Genomic DNA, 15,344 nt, shown 5'->3' with positions numbered 1-15,344 from the left:
GGTGGCGGTGATGGGTATCGCTTCGCTCAACCCATCCTACGGGCGTCGTGTTTGCCGGAGTCCCCTCCTACGAAGAGATGGGTTTGCGCAGGATGGCGTGGACCACCCTATAGGTCGCCGGCAGCCCCTCGGGCTGGCGGAAGCGTTCGTAGGCCTCGATCAGCGCCCGCACCCTCGCCCGCCCGGTGAGCCCGCCGGGGCGGCCGGGGTTGAGGTTGTGGGCGCCCAGGGCCTTGAGTTCGTGGGTCAGGCTGCGCAGGTCGGGGAAGTGCAGTACGCGGTCCTCGGTGGACAGCTGCAGCACTTCCAGCCCGCTGGCCGCGCATTGCGCCTGGTAGTCGGCGAAGGCGCGGAAGCGGTTGACGTGAACGAAGCCGTCCACCGCCTGCCAGCTGGCGCGCAGTTCGCCCAGGGTGCCGATGCACAGGCTGCTGAAGGCGAACACGCCGCCCTCGCGCAGCACCCGGCGCGCTTCGCCGAGCACCGCCGGCAGGTCGGCGCACCACTGGATGGCCAGGCTGGAAAACAGCAGGTCGCAGCATTCGCCGCGCAGCGGCAGGCGCTCGGCGTCGCCACCGATGAAATGCTGCGCGCCGCCGTGCTCGCGGGCATGGCGCAGCATGCCTTCGGCGATGTCCACCGCCAGGCCTTCAGCTTCGGCAAAGCGCTGGGCCAAGGCACGGCTGAAGTGGCCGGTGCCGCAACCCAGGTCGAGCCAGCGACGCACCGCCAACTCGGCCGGCAGGCGCGCCAGCAGGCTGTCGCCGACGCCGCGCTGCAGTTCGGCCACCGCATCGTAGGTGGCGGCCGCGCGGGAGAAGGAAGCGGCGACCTGGCGCTTGTCCGGCAGCGCGCCGCCCAGGGGATCAGACATCGTCGCCCTCGTGGATGAAAGCCAGGATGGCCGCGGCCACCTCGTCCGGGCGCTCCAGCGGCAGGCCGTGGCTGGCGCCGGCGATGGTGCTCACTTCCACGTCCGGCAACCAGCCCAGCAGCGCCTCGGCGGCGCCGGCCGGGACCAGCGCGTCGTTGCCGGCGAACAGGTGCAGTTGCGGGCCGTCGTAGCGCTCCAGCGCCGCGCGGGTGTCCAGGCGCCCCAGCAGTTGCAGGCCGGCGCTCAGCGCCCCGGTCTCCAGCGCCGGCAGCGCCACCTGCAGCTGCCGCGCCAGGGTGCGGGCGTCGCGGGCGCCCTGGCTGACCAGCAGGGTGAAGCGCTTGCGCGTCAGCTCCGGCTCCAGCAGGAAGGCTTCGAAGAAGTCCTCGAAGACGCTGTTGGGCATGGCCTGCGGCCAGTCGTCGAGTTGGCGGAAGCTGGCGTTGGCGGCCAGGGTGATCAGCCCGCGGCAGGCCTCGCCGCGGCGCGCGGCCAGCTCGGCGGCGAGCATGCCGCCCAGGGACCAGCCGGCCAGCCAGCTGCCTTCGGGCAGCTCGTCGTCCAGTTCGTCCAGCCATAGCGCCGGGTCGGCCTCCCGCGGCAGCGGCTCGATGTGCACGTGCAGGTGCGGCGCCTGCTCCAGCAGCGCGTCGCGCAGCGGCTCCAGGGGCGCGCTGCCCAGGCCCCAGCCGGGCAGCAGTATCAGTTGGTCACGCATCCTCGCCCTCCTCGGCATCGAGTTCCGCCAGCAGGCTGGTGGAGACCTGGCGCCAGCTCTGTTCCAGGGCTTCGAGCAGGCGGTCGACCTGCTCCTCGCTGTGGCTGGCGCTGAAGGTCACGCGCAGCCGCGCGCTGCCGGCCGGCACGGTGGGCGGGCGGATGGCGCCGACCAGGATGCCGTGGTCGCGCAGCGCGGCCGACAGCGCCATGGCCTGGCGGCTGCCGCCGATGAGGATCGGCTGGATCGGCGTGAAGCTGTCCATCAGCGTCAGGCCGATGGCCTCGGCGCCACGGCGGAAGCGCGCGATCAGCCTGCCCAGGTGCTCGCGGCGCCAGCTCTCGGCGCGCAGCAGTTCCAGGCTCTTCAGCGTGGCGCAGGCCAGCGCCGGCGGCTGGCTGGTGGTGTAGATGTACGGGCGGGCGAACTGGATCAGCGTCTCCACCAGTTCCTCGCTGCCGGCGACGAAGGCGCCGGCGGTGCCGAAGGCCTTGCCCAGCGTCCCGACCAGAACCGGCACATCGTCCAGGCCCAGGCCGAAGTGTTCGACGATGCCGCCGCCGTGGGCGCCCAGCGGGCCGAAGCCGTGGGCGTCATCGACCATCACCCAGGCGCCGTGACGCTTGGCTTCGGCGCACAGGGCCGGCAGCTCGGCGAGGTCGCCGTCCATGCTGAACACGCCGTCGGTGACCACCAGGGTGTTGCCCTCGGCCTTGCCCAGGCGCTGCGCCAGGCTGGCCGCGTCGTTGTGCAGGTAGCGCGAGAAGCGCGCGCCGCTGAGCAGCCCGGCGTCCAGCAGCGAAGCGTGGTTGAGGCGGTCTTCCAGCACGGTATCGCCCTTGCCCAGCAGCGCGGTCACCGCGCCCAGGTTGGCCATGTAGCCGGTGGAGAACAGCAGCGCGCGCGGCCGCCCGGTGAATTCGGCCAGCGCCAGCTCCAGCTCGTGGTGCGGCCCGCAATGGCCGTTGACCAGGTGCGAGGCGCCACCGCCCACGCCCCAGCGCTCGGCGCCGGTGCGCAAGGCGGCTATCACCTCGGGATGGTTGGCCAGGCCCAGGTAGTCATTGGAACAGAAGGCCAGCATCGGCCGACCGTCGACCCGCACCAGCGGGCCCTGCGGCGACTCCAGCAACGGCCGCTGGCGGTAGAGATCGTCCGCCTGGCGCTGGGCGAGGCGGGGGGAGAGATCGAAGGACATGGCAGGAAGCTCGAAGCGAGAAGCTGAAAGCTAGAAGCCCGGACCGGCTACTTCAAGCTTCCGGCTTCAAGCTTCCAGCTTGCCGTCGTCAGACGGCCGAATAGAACAACTGCGAATCGCGCTGCTCGACCAGGGCCTGCTCGATGGCGGCCTGGTGCACCTCGTCGGCGTGCTCCTCGCGCTCCTCGGGCTTGATGCCCAGGCGGGCGAACAGTTGCATGTCCTTGTCGGCCTGCGGGTTGCGGGTGGTCAGCAGCTTCTCGCCGTAGAATATCGAGTTGGCGCCGGCCATGAAGGCCAGGGCCTGCATCTGCTCGTTCATCTGCTCGCGGCCGGCGGACAGGCGCACGTGGGACTTCGGCATCATGATGCGGGCCACGGCCAGGGTGCGGATGAAGTCGAAGGGATCGACGTCCTTCTCCTCGGCCAGCGGGGTGCCCTTGACCTTGACCAGCATGTTGATCGGCACCGACTCCGGGTGTTCCGGCAGGTTGGCCAACTGGATCAGCAGGCCGGCGCGGTCGGCCACCGACTCGCCCATGCCGAGGATGCCGCCGGAGCAGATCTTCATCCCCGCCTCGCGCACGTAGGCCAGTGTCTGCAGGCGCTCGCTATAGGTGCGAGTGGTGATGATGTTGCCGTAGAACTCCGGCGAGGTGTCGAGGTTGTGGTTGTAGTAGTCCAGCCCGGCCTCGGCCAGGGCCTGGGTCTGCTCCTGGGTCAGCTTGCCGAGGGTCATGCAGGTTTCCAGGCCGAGCTTCTTCACGCCCTTCACCATTTCCAGCACGTAGGGCATGTCCTTGGCCGAGGGGTGCTTCCAGGCGGCACCCATGCAGAAGCGGGTGGAGCCGATGGCCTTGGCCTCGGCGGCCGCTTCCAGCACCTTCTGCACTTCCATCAGCTTCTGCTTGTCCAGGCCGGTGTTGTAGTGGCCGGACTGCGGGCAGTACTTGCAGTCTTCCGGGCAGGCGCCGGTCTTGATCGACAGCAGGGTCGAGACCTGCACGCGATTCGGGTCGAAGTGCGCGCGGTGCACCGTCTGCGCCTGGAACAGGAGGTCGTTGAAGGGCTGCTCGAAGAGCGCCTTCACTTCGGCGAGGGTCCAGTCGTGGCGGGTGGCGATGGATGCGGTTGCACTCATGGGGAGTTCCTTCGGACGCGGGCTGACGCCTCGTTGTTCTCGGCCGCCACGGCAGGGCGTGGCGGTTCAGGCTTTGGAGGCATGATATGTAAGCCTTGGTCGCTGTCAACCAAGTTGAAGTCACAAGTCGACAAGTGACTATTATTTGAACAATCATTCATGCGCCGTGAACCTGGGGGCAGAACGCCACTCCAACAGCACAGGTACTCGAAGGAATCCCGCGAGCTCATGGAAACAGAAGGCACTTTCGACTGGCTCGGCCAGACCCTCGGCAAGGCGATCCGCTTCGTCGTCGACCTCCTTTCCGGCCTGCTGGGCGCCATCTGGGCGGCCATGGACCAGTTCCTCCATGGCCTGGCCCGGGCCATCGGAATGGACGTGTCGATCTTCAGCTTCGTCCTACTCTTCCTCGGCCTGTTGCTGCTCTACAGTGGCATCCGCGCCTTCGTCCGGCGCTCCTTCTTCGGCGGCATCCTGCTCACTGTGCTCGGCCTGATCGTGATGAGCTGGCTGATCCACTGAGCGTCCGCCGGGGCATCACCCGGAGGACGCCACCCTGCTCACTTTCGCCCGCCTGCGCGAGCGGCTCGTTCCGCGCCCGGACTGCCTGTTCTGCGGCGGCCCGGCCGATACCGGCCTGGCGCTGTGCGCCGGCTGCGACGCCGACCTGCCCTGGCTGGGCGGCCACTGCAACACCTGCGCCCTGCCGCTGCCGGAACACGGCCTGACCTGCGGCGAATGCCTGCGCCGGCCGCCGCCCTTCGACCAGGTGCTGGCGCCCTGGCGCTACGCCTTCCCGGTGGACGGCGCCATCACCCGCTTCAAGCACCAGGCCGACCGGCCACTGGGCCGGCTGCTCGGCCAACTGCTGGGGCGCCACCTGCGCCACGCCTTCGCCGAGGGCTTGCCGCTGCCCGACCTGCTCCTGCCGGTGCCCCTGGCCCCGCGCCGGCAGCGCCAGCGCGGCTTCAACCAGGCCGAGCTGCTGGCTCGGCGCCTGGCCGCGGACCTCGGCCTGCCCTGGCGCCAGCCGCTGCGCCGGGTGCGCGACACCCCGGCGCAACAGGGCCTGGACAAGGCCGAGCGAAAGCGCAACCTGCGCCAGGCTTTCGCCCTGGACGACGGCGCGGCCTTGCGCGGCCTGCACCTGGCGCTGGTGGACGACGTGCTGACCACTGGCGCCACCGCCGCAGCCCTGGCGCAGCTGCTGCGGCGTGCCGGCGCCGCGCGGGTGGACGTCTATTGCCTGGCCCGCACGCCGAAGCCGGGCTGAGCCCGGCGCCGGCAGCCGACGGATTCCACTTGCCTTTTGCCGGCGCAGCTACCAGCCTCGCCCTATCGCGAACACAACAACGAAAACGATGACCAGCCTCAGCCTTCTCACCCAGCACGTCACCCGCCGCCCGCAACGCATCGCCCTGCTCGCGCAGATCGCCGCGCTGGGCTCCATCACCCAGGCCGCCAAGGCCGCCGGCATGAGCTACAAGACCGCCTGGGATGCGGTGGACGAGCTGAACAACCTCGCCGAGCGCCCGCTGGTGGAACGCAGCGTCGGCGGCAAGGGCGGCGGCGGCGCGCGCCTGACGCCGGCCGGCGAACGCCTGCTGGCGCTGTACCAGCGTCTGGAGGAACTGCGCGAGCGCATGCTCGAAAGCATCGAGGAAGACGGCGAGGACCTGGAGCTGATCGGCCGCCTGATGCTGCGCACCAGCGCGCGCAACCAATTGCACGGGCGCGTCTGCAGCATCGAGCCGGCGGGCCTGAACGACCTGATCGGCGTCGACCTGCCCGGCGGCGCGCGCATCCACGCACGCATTACCCGCGAGAGCACCGAGAAGCTGGAGCTGCGCGAAGGCCTGCCGGTGATCGCGCTGATGAAGGCCGGCTGGCTCTACGTCGACCTGCCGCAGATCGAATGCCCGGCCGGGCTCAACGCCCTGGAGGGGCGCATCGAGGACATCCGCGAGGCCGGCGACGGCCCCAGCGAAGTGCGCATCCAGTTGCCCGGCGGGCAGATGCTCTGCGCCCTGGTGGATCAGGAACGCATCGACATCCTGCGCCTGGCCGCCGGCAGCCGGGTGCGCACGCAATTCTCCCCGGCCCAGGTGATCCTCGGCACGCCGGTCTGAGCGAAGCCTGCCTTGAATCAAGGGCCGGCGCCGGCCGTGGGGTTCCAATAGGCCATCCCACTGCCGGAGCCCCCGCCCATGCGCCGCTTCCTGATCCCCCTGCTACTGACATGCAGCGCCCTGCTGCCGTCGCTCGGCCAGGCCACCCCCGACGTGCTGCGCGTGGCCAGCGGTCACCAGCCGATGGCGGCCCTGGAGGCGCTGGCCGACCAGTACCAGTTGCAGACCGGCAACAAGGTCCTGCTGATCGAGGGCGACAGCGCCGAGCTGGCCCGCGACATCGGCCAGGGCATGGCCTTCGACCTGTTCTTCGCCGACGACGGCGCCCACAGCGTGCAGGCGCTGCACACCCGGGGCCGCGGCGAAGCGCCGCTGCCCTACGCCTGCGCCCCGCAACCGCAGTACTACCTGGTGCTGGTGGAAGGCCCGCGGCGCGAGCTGGCGGAGCGTTTCTTCAACTACCTGAAAGCGAATCCCGAGGCGCTGGCAAAGGCCGGCTTCCACTTCAGCGCCTGCGGCAACTGACGCCGCAGGAGAACCCCACGTAGGATGGCGTTGAGCGAAGCGATACCCATCGCCATGACCCCATGGGTTTCGCCAGAGCCTCCCCCAGGCGTAATGGCGCAGGGGCCAGCAATCCCGTGGCGGTGTGCGTAGACTAGAGGCCTGTTCACTGCCCTGGATCGCAGCCATGTCCCATCCCTTCTCCGCCCTTACGCCCGACCTGGTCCTCGACGCGGTGGAAAGCCTGGGCTACCTCAGCGACGCCCGGGTGCTGGCGCTCAACAGCTACGAGAACCGCGTCTACCAGGTGGGCATCGAGGACAGCGAGCCGCTGGTGGCCAAGTTCTACCGCCCCGGACGCTGGAGCGACGCGGCCATCCGCGAGGAACATGCCTTCTCCGCCGAGCTGGCCGAATGCGAGGTGCCGGTGGTGGCGCCGCTGGTGCGCGACGGCGAAAGCCTGTTCGAGTTCGCCGGCTTCCGCTTCGCCCTGTTCCCGCGCCGCGGCGGCCGCGCGCCGGAACCGGGCAACCTGGATCAGTTGTACCGCCTCGGCCAGTTGCTCGGCCGCCTGCACGCGGTGGGCGCCGTCCGCCCCTTCCAGCACCGCGAGCAGCTGACTGTGGATAACTTCGGCCATGAATCCCTGGCCACCCTGCTGGAAGGCAACTTCGTGCCCAAGAGCCTGCTGCCGGCCTACGAGTCGGTGGCCCGCGACCTGCTCAAGCGCCTGGACGCCCTGTTCGCCGACAACCGCTACACCGCCATCCGCCTGCACGGCGACCTGCACCCGGGCAACCTGCTGTGCCGCGACGAGGTCTACCACATGGTCGATCTCGACGACTGCCGCATGGGCCCGGCGGTGCAGGACCTGTGGATGATGCTGGCCGGCGAGCGCCAGGAGCGCCTGCTGCAGCTCTCCGAGCTTATCGACGGCTACCAGGAGTTCCACGACTTCGACCCGCGCGAACTGCCGCTGATCGAGGGCCTGCGCGCCCTGCGCCTGATGCACTACAGCGCCTGGCTGGCGCGGCGCTGGGACGACCCGGCGTTCCCGCCGAGCTTCCCCTGGTTCGGCAGCGAGCGCTACTGGGGCGAGCAGGTGCTGGTGCTGCGCGAGCAGCTGGCGGCGCTGGACGAGGAGCCGCTGCGGTTGTTCTGAGCCATCCCATCGTGCGCCCGTAGGAGCGCGCCCTGCGCGCGATTCGCGGGCCCGTTTGTGCGGGGGAAACGCCGTGCCTCACGGAACGCATAGGGGCACGGAATCGAGCGAGCAGGCCTGCGGCCCCCTCACCCTAACCCTCTCCCGGAGGGAGAGGGGACCGTTCGGAGTACACGGGTGTTTCGGCGTTAGCCGGCTAGTACAGGGATCGCCGGCTGAAACCAGGCCTCCTCCCGGCACGGACTGGCTCCCTCTCCCTCCGGGAGAGGGGTCCGTTCGGAGTACATGGGTGTTTCGGCGTTAGCCGGTTAGCACAAAGATCGCCGGCTGAAACCAGGCCTCCTCCCGGCACGGACTAGCTCCCTCTCCCTCCGGGAGAGGGACCGTTCGGAGTACATGGGTGTTTCGGCGTCAGCCGGCTGGCACAGGGATCGCCGGCTGAAACCAGGCCTCCTCCCGGCACGGACTGGCTCCCTCTCCCTCCGGGAGAGGGGACCGTTCGGAGTGCATGGGTGTTTCGGCGTCAGCCGGCTGGCACAGGGACCGCCGGCTGAAACCAGGCCTCCTCCCGGCACGGACTGGCTCCCTCTCCCTCCGGGAGAGGGGATCGTTCGGAGTACACGGGTGTTTCGGCGTCAGCCGGCTGGCACAGGGATCACCGGCTGAAACCAGGCCTCTTCCCGGCACGGACTGGCTCCCTCTCCCTCCGGGAGAGGGCTGGGGTGAGGGGAAAGCCCGAGCGCCGATGCCATTCCCCTGTAGGAGCGCGCCCTGCGCGCGAAACCGCGGGCAGGGCCCGCTTACGTTGTTTTCTAGGTTCCCGCGGTTTGGCCGCGGCGTAACGTCCGCCGTTACGCCCGGCAGAAACTGAACGCACAGACAACATCGGCCGCGCCCCCTAGAATGGCGCGGCCACTCTTTTCTTCTGCCGCAAGGACGTCCGATGGCCACCGCCAATCCCCGCCGGGGCTATGCCCTGGGCCTGACCGCCTATGTCATCTGGGGACTCTTCCCGGTCTACTTCAAACTGCTGGAAAGCATTCCCGCCCTGGAAATCATCACCCACCGGGCCATCTGGTCGGCGCTGTTCGGCGCCGCCCTGCTGCTGGTGTGGAAGCACCCCGGCTGGTGGCGCGAGCTGCTGGACAACCCGCGGCGCCTGGCCGTTCTCGGCGCCAGCGGGGTGCTGATCGCCAGCAACTGGCTGGTCTACGTCTGGGCGGTGAACAACGGGCACATGCTCGAAGCCAGCCTGGGCTACTACATCAACCCGCTGATCAACGTGCTGCTCGGCCTGGTGGTGCTGCGCGAGCGCCTGCGCCCGCTGCAATGGGTGGCCGTGGGCCTGGCGGCGCTGGGCGTGGCCCAGCAGGTCTGGCAGCTGGGCAGCCTGCCCTGGGTGTCGCTGGTGCTGGCGCTGACCTTCGGCTTCTACGGGCTGATCCGCAAGCAGGCGCCGGTGGACGCCCTGCCCGGCCTGGTGGTGGAAACCTGGATGCTGCTGCCGCTGGCCCTGGGCTGGCTGCTGCTGTTCGCCGACGGCCCCAGCGCCCACCTCGCCTTCTGGACCACCCCGCAGGCGCTCTGGCTGGCCGCCGCCGGCCCCATCACCCTGGTGCCGCTGGTGTGCTTCAACGCCGCGGCGCGCCACCTGCCCTACGCGACCCTGGGCTTCCTGCAGTACATCGCGCCGACCCTGGTGCTGCTGCAGGCCGTCCTGCTGTTCGGCGAGCACCTGGACTCCACCCGCCTGGTGGCCTTCGGCTGCATCTGGCTGGCGCTGGTGGTGTACAGCGTGGACATCTGGTACCGCCTGCGGCGCGCCTGATCATTTCCTGAGCGACAAGCTGCAGGCCCCGCCTGGCGGGGCCTGCAGCAAGGCATCCGGAACTTTTCCACAGCTTCATCCAGCGCTGCCGGGGATAACCCCATAGCGCCGCCACACAATCGGAACACCCTGACGGCGGCGAGAATGGCTGTTCAGAACTCGTACAAATTCCCGCAAGGCTCGTCGATAAAGGCCCCTGGCGATCTACCCAGGGGTTTTCCACAGGGCTTTCCCGGGTTTCTGTGCAGGGCTTCGACGGCCCTGGCGCATTTTTGATCACTTCCTCCAAGCCCGGATTCCACGCGGCCTGTAGCCAGGCATACAACAGTTGCCCACAGCGCGACCCACGGTTTCTGTGCAAAGACGTGGATAAGCCGCCCCCGCCAGCGAGTGCCCCGGGCACGGATCATTTTCTGAGCGATCCGCCACAGGCCACGTTTGGCCTGATGTGTAGCCATCCATCCACAGCCAACCAACAGGACAACCCACGGCGATTGTGGGCAACCCCTGGCGTTCTGTTCACAACGATCGGCTGCGCTTGAAGCCCCACTCTGCGGGGCATTCAGCGCTTGACACACATTTCCTCAACAGACTTATGCACAGGACGGAGGCCTTCCACCTGCCCATCAGTCCTCCTTGTGGAAATTCAGATCCACCATGAGGTCGTCGGCCAGGGCCTCCAGGTGCTGCTGCAACTGCTCCAGCGGCAACGTCAGCGGCACCGCCAATACCGCGTCGGCGTGGAACAGCGGCTCACCGCTCATGGGCGCCGGCAGCACCTCGGTGGTCAGCCGCTCCAGGTTGACGCCGTGCTCGGCCAGCAGGCGGGTGATGTCGCGGACGATGCCCGGGCGGTCGTTGCCCACCAGGTCGAGGTGGATCGGCTTCCAGTTGCAGGAAGGCTCGATGCCGCTGTCGGCCAGCAGCACGCGGATGCCGTGCTCGCCCAGTTCCTGCAGACCTTCCACCAGTTCGTCGTAGCCTTCGGCCGGCACCGCCACCCGCAGGATCCCGGCGAACTGCCCGGCCATGCGCGACATGCGGCTCTCCAGCCAGTTGCCGCCGTGGCCGGCGATGCATTGGGCGATGCGTTCCACCAGCCCCGGCTGATCCTGGGCGATGATGGTGAGCACGAGATGATTCATGGCAGCCTCCTGCGTCGATGCGTCAGCCCCGGGCCTGGCCCAGGTCCAGCCAGTAGGTGTAGAAACGTTCGTCACGCTGGTAGCCCAGGCGCTCGTACAGGCCCTGGGCGTTGCGGTTGTCCTTCGCCGTTTCCAGCTGCAGGCCGCAGGCGCCGCTGGCCTCGGCGTGGGCGCGGGCGGCGTTCATCAGCGCCTCGCCATAGCCGTCGCGGCGCGCCGCGGGGATCACGTAGAGGTCGCTGAGCAGCCAGGCCGGGCGTAGTGCCAGGGAGGCGAAGAAGGGGTACAACTGGACGAAGCCCAGGCCCACGCCGTCGATGCTGCGCGCCAGGTAGACCACCGACTCGTGGCGCTCCAGGCGCTGGCCGAGGAAGTCGCGGATGTCCGCCGGGGGCGCCGGCACTTCGTAGAAGTCCAGGTAGCCGGCGAACAGCGGAACCAGGTCGTCGAGGTCGGCAAGGGTGGCGCGGGCGATGAGCATGGTGATCCTCCGAGGGTGAAGCCTGAGTATAGGCCGCGGCACGGAGCCAGCTGCGACGGGGCGTCGCAGGTTCCTCGCCGAATAAATCGTGTACTGTTTTCAGATTTATCTGGAACAATCCACCAGTTTTTTGCGAACATTATTGCTGCTACGTGACTGAGATGCGTTCTTTGGTCTAACCGCGACGCAAGCCCACTGATTTTTCCCACGGCATCATGTAGTATTCCGCGGCTCGGACTACAAGGCGTCTTGCCTGGGTTCCGAGCTGGTCCTGAGCAGAGTGAGGCAAGCAATGACTGAACGCGTTCAAGTCGGTGGCCTGCAGGTCGCCAAAGTCCTGTTCGACTTCGTCAACGACGAAGCCATCCCCGGTACCGGCATAGACGCCGGCAAGTTCTGGGCAGGCGTGGAGGCCGTGGTCAACGACCTGGCCCCGAAGAACAAGGCCCTGCTCGCCAAGCGCGACGAGCTGCAGGCCAAGATCGATGGCTGGCACCAGGCCCGCGCCGGCCAGGCCCATGACGCCGCGGCCTACAAGGCCTTCCTGCAGGAGATCGGCTACCTGCTGCCCGAAGCCGAAGACTTCCAGGCCAGCACCCAGAACGTCGACGAGGAAATCGCCCACATGGCCGGCCCGCAGCTGGTGGTGCCGGTGATGAACGCGCGCTTCGCCCTGAACGCCTCCAACGCCCGCTGGGGCTCGCTGTACGACGCGCTGTACGGCACCGACGCCATCAGCGAAGAGAACGGCGCCGAGAAGGGCAAGGGCTACAACAAGGTCCGCGGCGACAAGGTCATCGCCTTCGCCCGCGCCTTCCTCGACGAAGCCGCGCCGCTGGAATCCGGCAGCCACGTCGACGCCACCGCCTACAGCGTGAACAACGGCGCGCTGGTCGTCGCCCTGAAGAACGGCAGCCAGAGCGGCCTGAAGAACGCCGCCCAGTTCATCGCCTTCCAGGGCGAGGCGGCCAAGCCGCAAGCCGTGCTGCTCAAGCACAACGGCCTGCACTTCGAGATCCAGATCGACCCCGCCAGCCCCATCGGCCAGACCGACGCCGCCGGCGTGAAGGACGTGCTGATGGAGGCCGCGCTGACCACCATCATGGACTGCGAGGACTCGGTCGCCGCGGTCGACGCCGACGACAAGGTGGTCATCTACCGCAACTGGCTGGGCCTGATGAAGGGCGACCTCGCCGAAGAAGTCAGCAAGGGCGGCACCACCTTCACCCGCACCATGAACCCGGACCGCGTCTACACCAAGGCCGACGGCTCCGAGCTGACCCTGCACGGCCGCTCCCTGCTGTTCGTGCGCAACGTCGGCCACCTGATGACCAACGACGCCATTCTCGACAAGAACGGCAACGAGGTGCCCGAGGGCATTCAGGACGGCCTGTTCACCAGCCTGATCGCGGTGCACAACCTCAACGGCAACACCACCCGCAAGAACACCCGCACCGGCAGCGTGTACATCGTCAAGCCGAAGATGCACGGTCCGGAAGAAGTCGCCTTCACCAACGAGCTGTTCGGCCGCGTCGAAGATGTGCTGGGCCTGCCGCGCAACACCCTGAAGGTCGGCATCATGGACGAGGAACGCCGCACCACCATCAACCTCAAGGCCTGCATCAAGGAAGCCCGCGAGCGCGTGGTGTTCATCAACACCGGCTTCCTCGACCGCACCGGCGACGAAATCCACACCTCCATGGAAGCCGGCGCCGTGGTGCGCAAGGGCGCCATGAAGACCGAGAAGTGGATCGGCGCCTACGAGAACAACAACGTCGACGTCGGCCTGGCCACCGGCCTGCAGGGCAAGGCGCAGATCGGCAAGGGCATGTGGGCCATGCCCGACCTGATGGCCGCCATGCTCGAGCAGAAGATCGCCCACCCGCTGGCCGGCGCCAACACCGCCTGGGTGCCCTCGCCCACCGCGGCCACCCTGCACGCCCTGCACTACCACAAGGTCGACGTGTTCGCCCGCCAGGCCGAACTGGCCAAGCGCGCGCCGGCCTCGGTCGACGACATCCTGAGCATTCCGCTGGCGCCCAACACCAACTGGAGTGCGGAAGAGATCAAGAACGAGATCGACAACAACGCCCAGGGCATCCTCGGCTACGTGGTGCGCTGGATCGACCAGGGCGTCGGTTGCTCCAAGGTGCCGGACATCAACGACGTCGGCCTGATGGAAGACCGCGCCACCCTGCGCATCTCCAGCCAACTGCTGGCCAACTGGCTGCGCCACGGCGTGATCACCAAGGAGCAGGTGGTCGAGAGCCTCAAGCGCATGGCCGCGGTGGTCGACCGGCAGAACGCCAACGACCCGCTGTACCGCCCGATGGCGCCGAACTTCGACGACAACGTGGCCTTCCAGGCTGCGCTGGAACTGGTGGTCGAAGGCACCAAGCAGCCCAACGGCTACACCGAGCCGGTGCTGCACCGCCGTCGTCGCGAATTCAAGGCGAAAAACGGCCTCTGATTCGCGCCTGCGTAAGCTGAAAAACCGCCCTTCGGGGCGGTTTTTTCATTTCCGGCCCGCCTTTTTCCCGAAAACCGACAGGCGCCGATTGCGCAGGCTGGTTGCACTTTGCGATCATTTGCGAATAGTTATCGTTTTGTCGTTCATTCCGAATCGGGGTGGGGGAGCAAAGGTGTCGGCAGTCCAGACTGGCAATGGCGAATTCGTAGGCGCGCTCTACCGCGACCACCGCGACTGGCTGCTCGCCTGGCTCAATCGCAGCGTCGGCTGCCCGCAGCGCGCCGAGGACCTCGGCCAGGACACCTTCGTGCGCATCCTCGGCCGCCGCGAACTGCCCAGCCTGCGCGAGCCGCGGGCCTTCCTGGTGACCGTGGCCAAGGGCCTGCTGGTCGACCACTGGCGCCGCCAGGCGCTGGAGCAGGCCTACCTCGACGAGCTGCTGCAACTGCCCGAGGCCGAGCAGCCCTCGGTGGAAACCCAGTTCCTCATCCTCGCCGACCTGCGCGAGATCGACCGCCTGCTGGGCAAGCTGTCCAGCCGCGCGCGCAGCGCCTTCCTGCTCAACCGCCTGGACGGCCTGGGCCACGCCGAGATCGCCGAGCGCCTGGGCGTATCGGTGCCGCGGGTGCGCCAGTACATCGCCCAGGGCCTGCGCCAGTGCTACATCGCCCTGTACGGCGAGCCGACATGAAGGGCCCGGTCTCCGTCCGCATCCTCGACGAGGCCATCGCCTGGCAGTTGCGCCTGGGTTCGGGCGAGGCCCATGCCGAAGACGAAGCCGCCTTCGCCCACTGGCACGCCGCCCACAGCGAACACGCCCGCGCCTGGCGCCAGTTGGGCATGCTCGACCGCAACCTGAGCGCGGCCGCCGGCCCCGCGGCGCGCAGCGCCTTGTTGCGCGCGCCGGGCGAATCGCGGCGCAAGCTGCGCCGACTGGCCGGCACCGGTTTGTCGCTGCTGCTGGCCGGGGTGCTGGCGCTGGGCGTGGGCAACCGCTACCTGCCGCTGCGCTACGCCCTGGCCGACGTGGTCACCGGCACCGGCGAGCTGCGCGAACTGCGCCTGCCCGACGACACCCTGGTGCAACTGGACAGCCGCACCGCCCTGGACATCCGTTTCGACGCCAACGAGCGGCGCATCGTCCTGCTCAGCGGAGAAATCATGGTGCAGACCGCCCACGGCGACAGCCGCCCGTTCATCGTCGAAACCCGCGATGGCCGCCTGCGCGCCCTGGGCACCCGCTTCCTGGTGGAACGCCAGGCCGACGGCACCCTGCTCAGCGTGCTGCAGTCGGCGGTGGCGGCCAGGCCCGAGCGGGGCCGCGACGAAACCGTCGTCCCCCAGGGCCGCCACGTGCTGCTGCGCGCCGACGGCCTGGGCCCGCTGGAGGCCAACAGCGCCACCGCCGACGCCTGGACCCACGGCATGCTGGTGGCCGACAACATGCGGCTGGCCGACCTGCTGGAGAAACTCGGCCAGTACCGCAGCGGCTACCTGGGCCTGGACCCGGCGCTGGCCGACCTGCGCATCAGCGGCAGCTTCTCCCTGCGCGACACCGACCTGGCCCTGGACTCGCTGCCGCCGAGCCTGCCGGTGCGCATCGAGCGGCACGGCGGTTGGTGGACGAAGGTGGTACCGCGGGGCTGAGCCCCTTGCCGGCCGCGCGAAACGCTCTTCGTAGGATGGGTTGAGCC

Annotated in this window: 15 protein-coding genes; 9 read left to right on the top strand and 6 right to left on the bottom strand. The window is 68.6% G+C overall.

Translation table 11 applies throughout. The features are described from left to right. Positions 1-67 precede the first annotated feature (67 nt). From bioC to bioB, 4 genes are all read right to left on the bottom strand, one after another. Positions 68-874 (bottom strand): malonyl-ACP O-methyltransferase BioC, encoded by an 807-nt coding sequence (gene bioC / locus PcP3B5_RS03125; protein WP_061560555.1) that lies wholly within the window; start codon positions 872-874, stop codon positions 68-70. Next, positions 867-1,592 (bottom strand): alpha/beta fold hydrolase, encoded by a 726-nt coding sequence (locus PcP3B5_RS03120; protein ID WP_009615492.1) that lies wholly within the window; start codon positions 1,590-1,592, stop codon positions 867-869. The genes bioC and PcP3B5_RS03120 overlap by 8 nt, the downstream gene beginning before the upstream one ends. After that, positions 1,585-2,790: an 8-amino-7-oxononanoate synthase gene (bioF, locus tag PcP3B5_RS03115; RefSeq protein WP_061560554.1), complete on the bottom strand. Its 1,206-nt coding sequence runs from the start codon at positions 2,788-2,790 to the stop codon at positions 1,585-1,587. Before bioF ends, PcP3B5_RS03120 begins: the two co-directional genes overlap by 8 nt. 88 nt (positions 2,791-2,878) lie before the next feature. Then, a complete protein-coding gene (gene bioB / locus PcP3B5_RS03110) occupies positions 2,879-3,931 on the bottom strand; it encodes a biotin synthase BioB (protein WP_061560553.1) in 1,053 nt (350 codons plus the stop codon). A gap of 228 nt (positions 3,932-4,159) precedes the next feature. On the opposite strand from bioB, the gene PcP3B5_RS03105 reads away from it, so the two are divergent. From PcP3B5_RS03105 to rarD, 6 genes are all read left to right on the top strand, one after another. Continuing rightward, positions 4,160-4,453 carry a hypothetical protein gene (locus PcP3B5_RS03105; protein ID WP_009615487.1) on the top strand — a complete coding sequence of 98 codons (294 nt, stop codon included), beginning with the start codon at positions 4,160-4,162 and terminating at the stop codon, positions 4,451-4,453. Positions 4,454-4,505: 52 nt separating this feature from the next. Next, positions 4,506-5,204 carry a ComF family protein gene (locus PcP3B5_RS03100; protein WP_061560552.1) on the top strand — a complete coding sequence of 233 codons (699 nt, stop codon included), beginning with the start codon at positions 4,506-4,508 and terminating at the stop codon, positions 5,202-5,204. 88 nt (positions 5,205-5,292) lie between these two features. Beyond that, the gene (locus PcP3B5_RS03095; protein WP_061560551.1) at positions 5,293-6,060 is read left to right on the top strand and encodes a TOBE domain-containing protein; all 768 of its coding nucleotides are present in this window, start codon (positions 5,293-5,295) and stop codon (positions 6,058-6,060) included. A 78-nt stretch (positions 6,061-6,138) separates the two neighbouring features. Next, a complete protein-coding gene (locus PcP3B5_RS03090) occupies positions 6,139-6,585 on the top strand; it encodes a substrate-binding domain-containing protein (protein ID WP_061560550.1) in 447 nt (148 codons plus the stop codon). A gap of 166 nt (positions 6,586-6,751) precedes the next feature. After that, positions 6,752-7,726 carry a serine/threonine protein kinase gene (locus PcP3B5_RS03085; protein ID WP_061560549.1) on the top strand — a complete coding sequence of 325 codons (975 nt, stop codon included), beginning with the start codon at positions 6,752-6,754 and terminating at the stop codon, positions 7,724-7,726. A gap of 943 nt (positions 7,727-8,669) precedes the next feature. Continuing rightward, positions 8,670-9,554, top strand: a complete 885-nt coding sequence (gene rarD / locus PcP3B5_RS03080) for an EamA family transporter RarD (RefSeq protein WP_009615478.1) — start codon at positions 8,670-8,672, stop codon at positions 9,552-9,554. A 626-nt stretch (positions 9,555-10,180) separates the two neighbouring features. Here rarD and PcP3B5_RS03075 read toward each other — a convergent pair. Both PcP3B5_RS03075 and PcP3B5_RS03070 read right to left on the bottom strand, forming a co-directional pair. After that, entirely contained in the window at positions 10,181-10,699 is a 519-nt protein-coding gene (locus tag PcP3B5_RS03075; protein ID WP_009615475.1) for a glycine cleavage system transcriptional repressor, read from the bottom strand. Positions 10,700-10,721: 22 nt separating this feature from the next. Next, positions 10,722-11,180 carry a GNAT family N-acetyltransferase gene (locus PcP3B5_RS03070; RefSeq protein ID WP_061560548.1) on the bottom strand — a complete coding sequence of 153 codons (459 nt, stop codon included), beginning with the start codon at positions 11,178-11,180 and terminating at the stop codon, positions 10,722-10,724. Between the two features lie 292 nt (positions 11,181-11,472). Here PcP3B5_RS03070 and PcP3B5_RS03065 point away from each other — a divergent pair, with 292 nt between their 5' ends. The 3 genes from PcP3B5_RS03065 (at position 11,473) to PcP3B5_RS03055 (ending at position 15,297) form a co-directional block, all read left to right on the top strand. After that, on the top strand, positions 11,473-13,650 hold the full coding sequence (locus PcP3B5_RS03065; protein ID WP_061560547.1) for a malate synthase G: 2,178 nt from the start codon (positions 11,473-11,475) through the stop codon (positions 13,648-13,650). A 172-nt stretch (positions 13,651-13,822) separates the two neighbouring features. Further along, positions 13,823-14,341: an RNA polymerase sigma factor gene (locus tag PcP3B5_RS03060; RefSeq protein WP_009615470.1), complete on the top strand. Its 519-nt coding sequence runs from the start codon at positions 13,823-13,825 to the stop codon at positions 14,339-14,341. Beyond that, positions 14,338-15,297 (top strand): FecR family protein, encoded by a 960-nt coding sequence (locus PcP3B5_RS03055; protein ID WP_061560546.1) that lies wholly within the window; start codon positions 14,338-14,340, stop codon positions 15,295-15,297. The genes PcP3B5_RS03060 and PcP3B5_RS03055 overlap by 4 nt, the downstream gene beginning before the upstream one ends. Positions 15,298-15,344: the final 47 nt, after the last annotated feature.

The sequence above is a fragment of the Pseudomonas citronellolis genome (assembly GCF_001586155.1).
In the GTDB taxonomy this organism is placed as follows: Bacteria; Pseudomonadota; Gammaproteobacteria; order Pseudomonadales; family Pseudomonadaceae; genus Pseudomonas; species Pseudomonas citronellolis.
The sequence above is the reverse complement of the archived record's forward strand: the minus strand, read 5'-3'. Positions and strand labels throughout refer to the sequence as shown.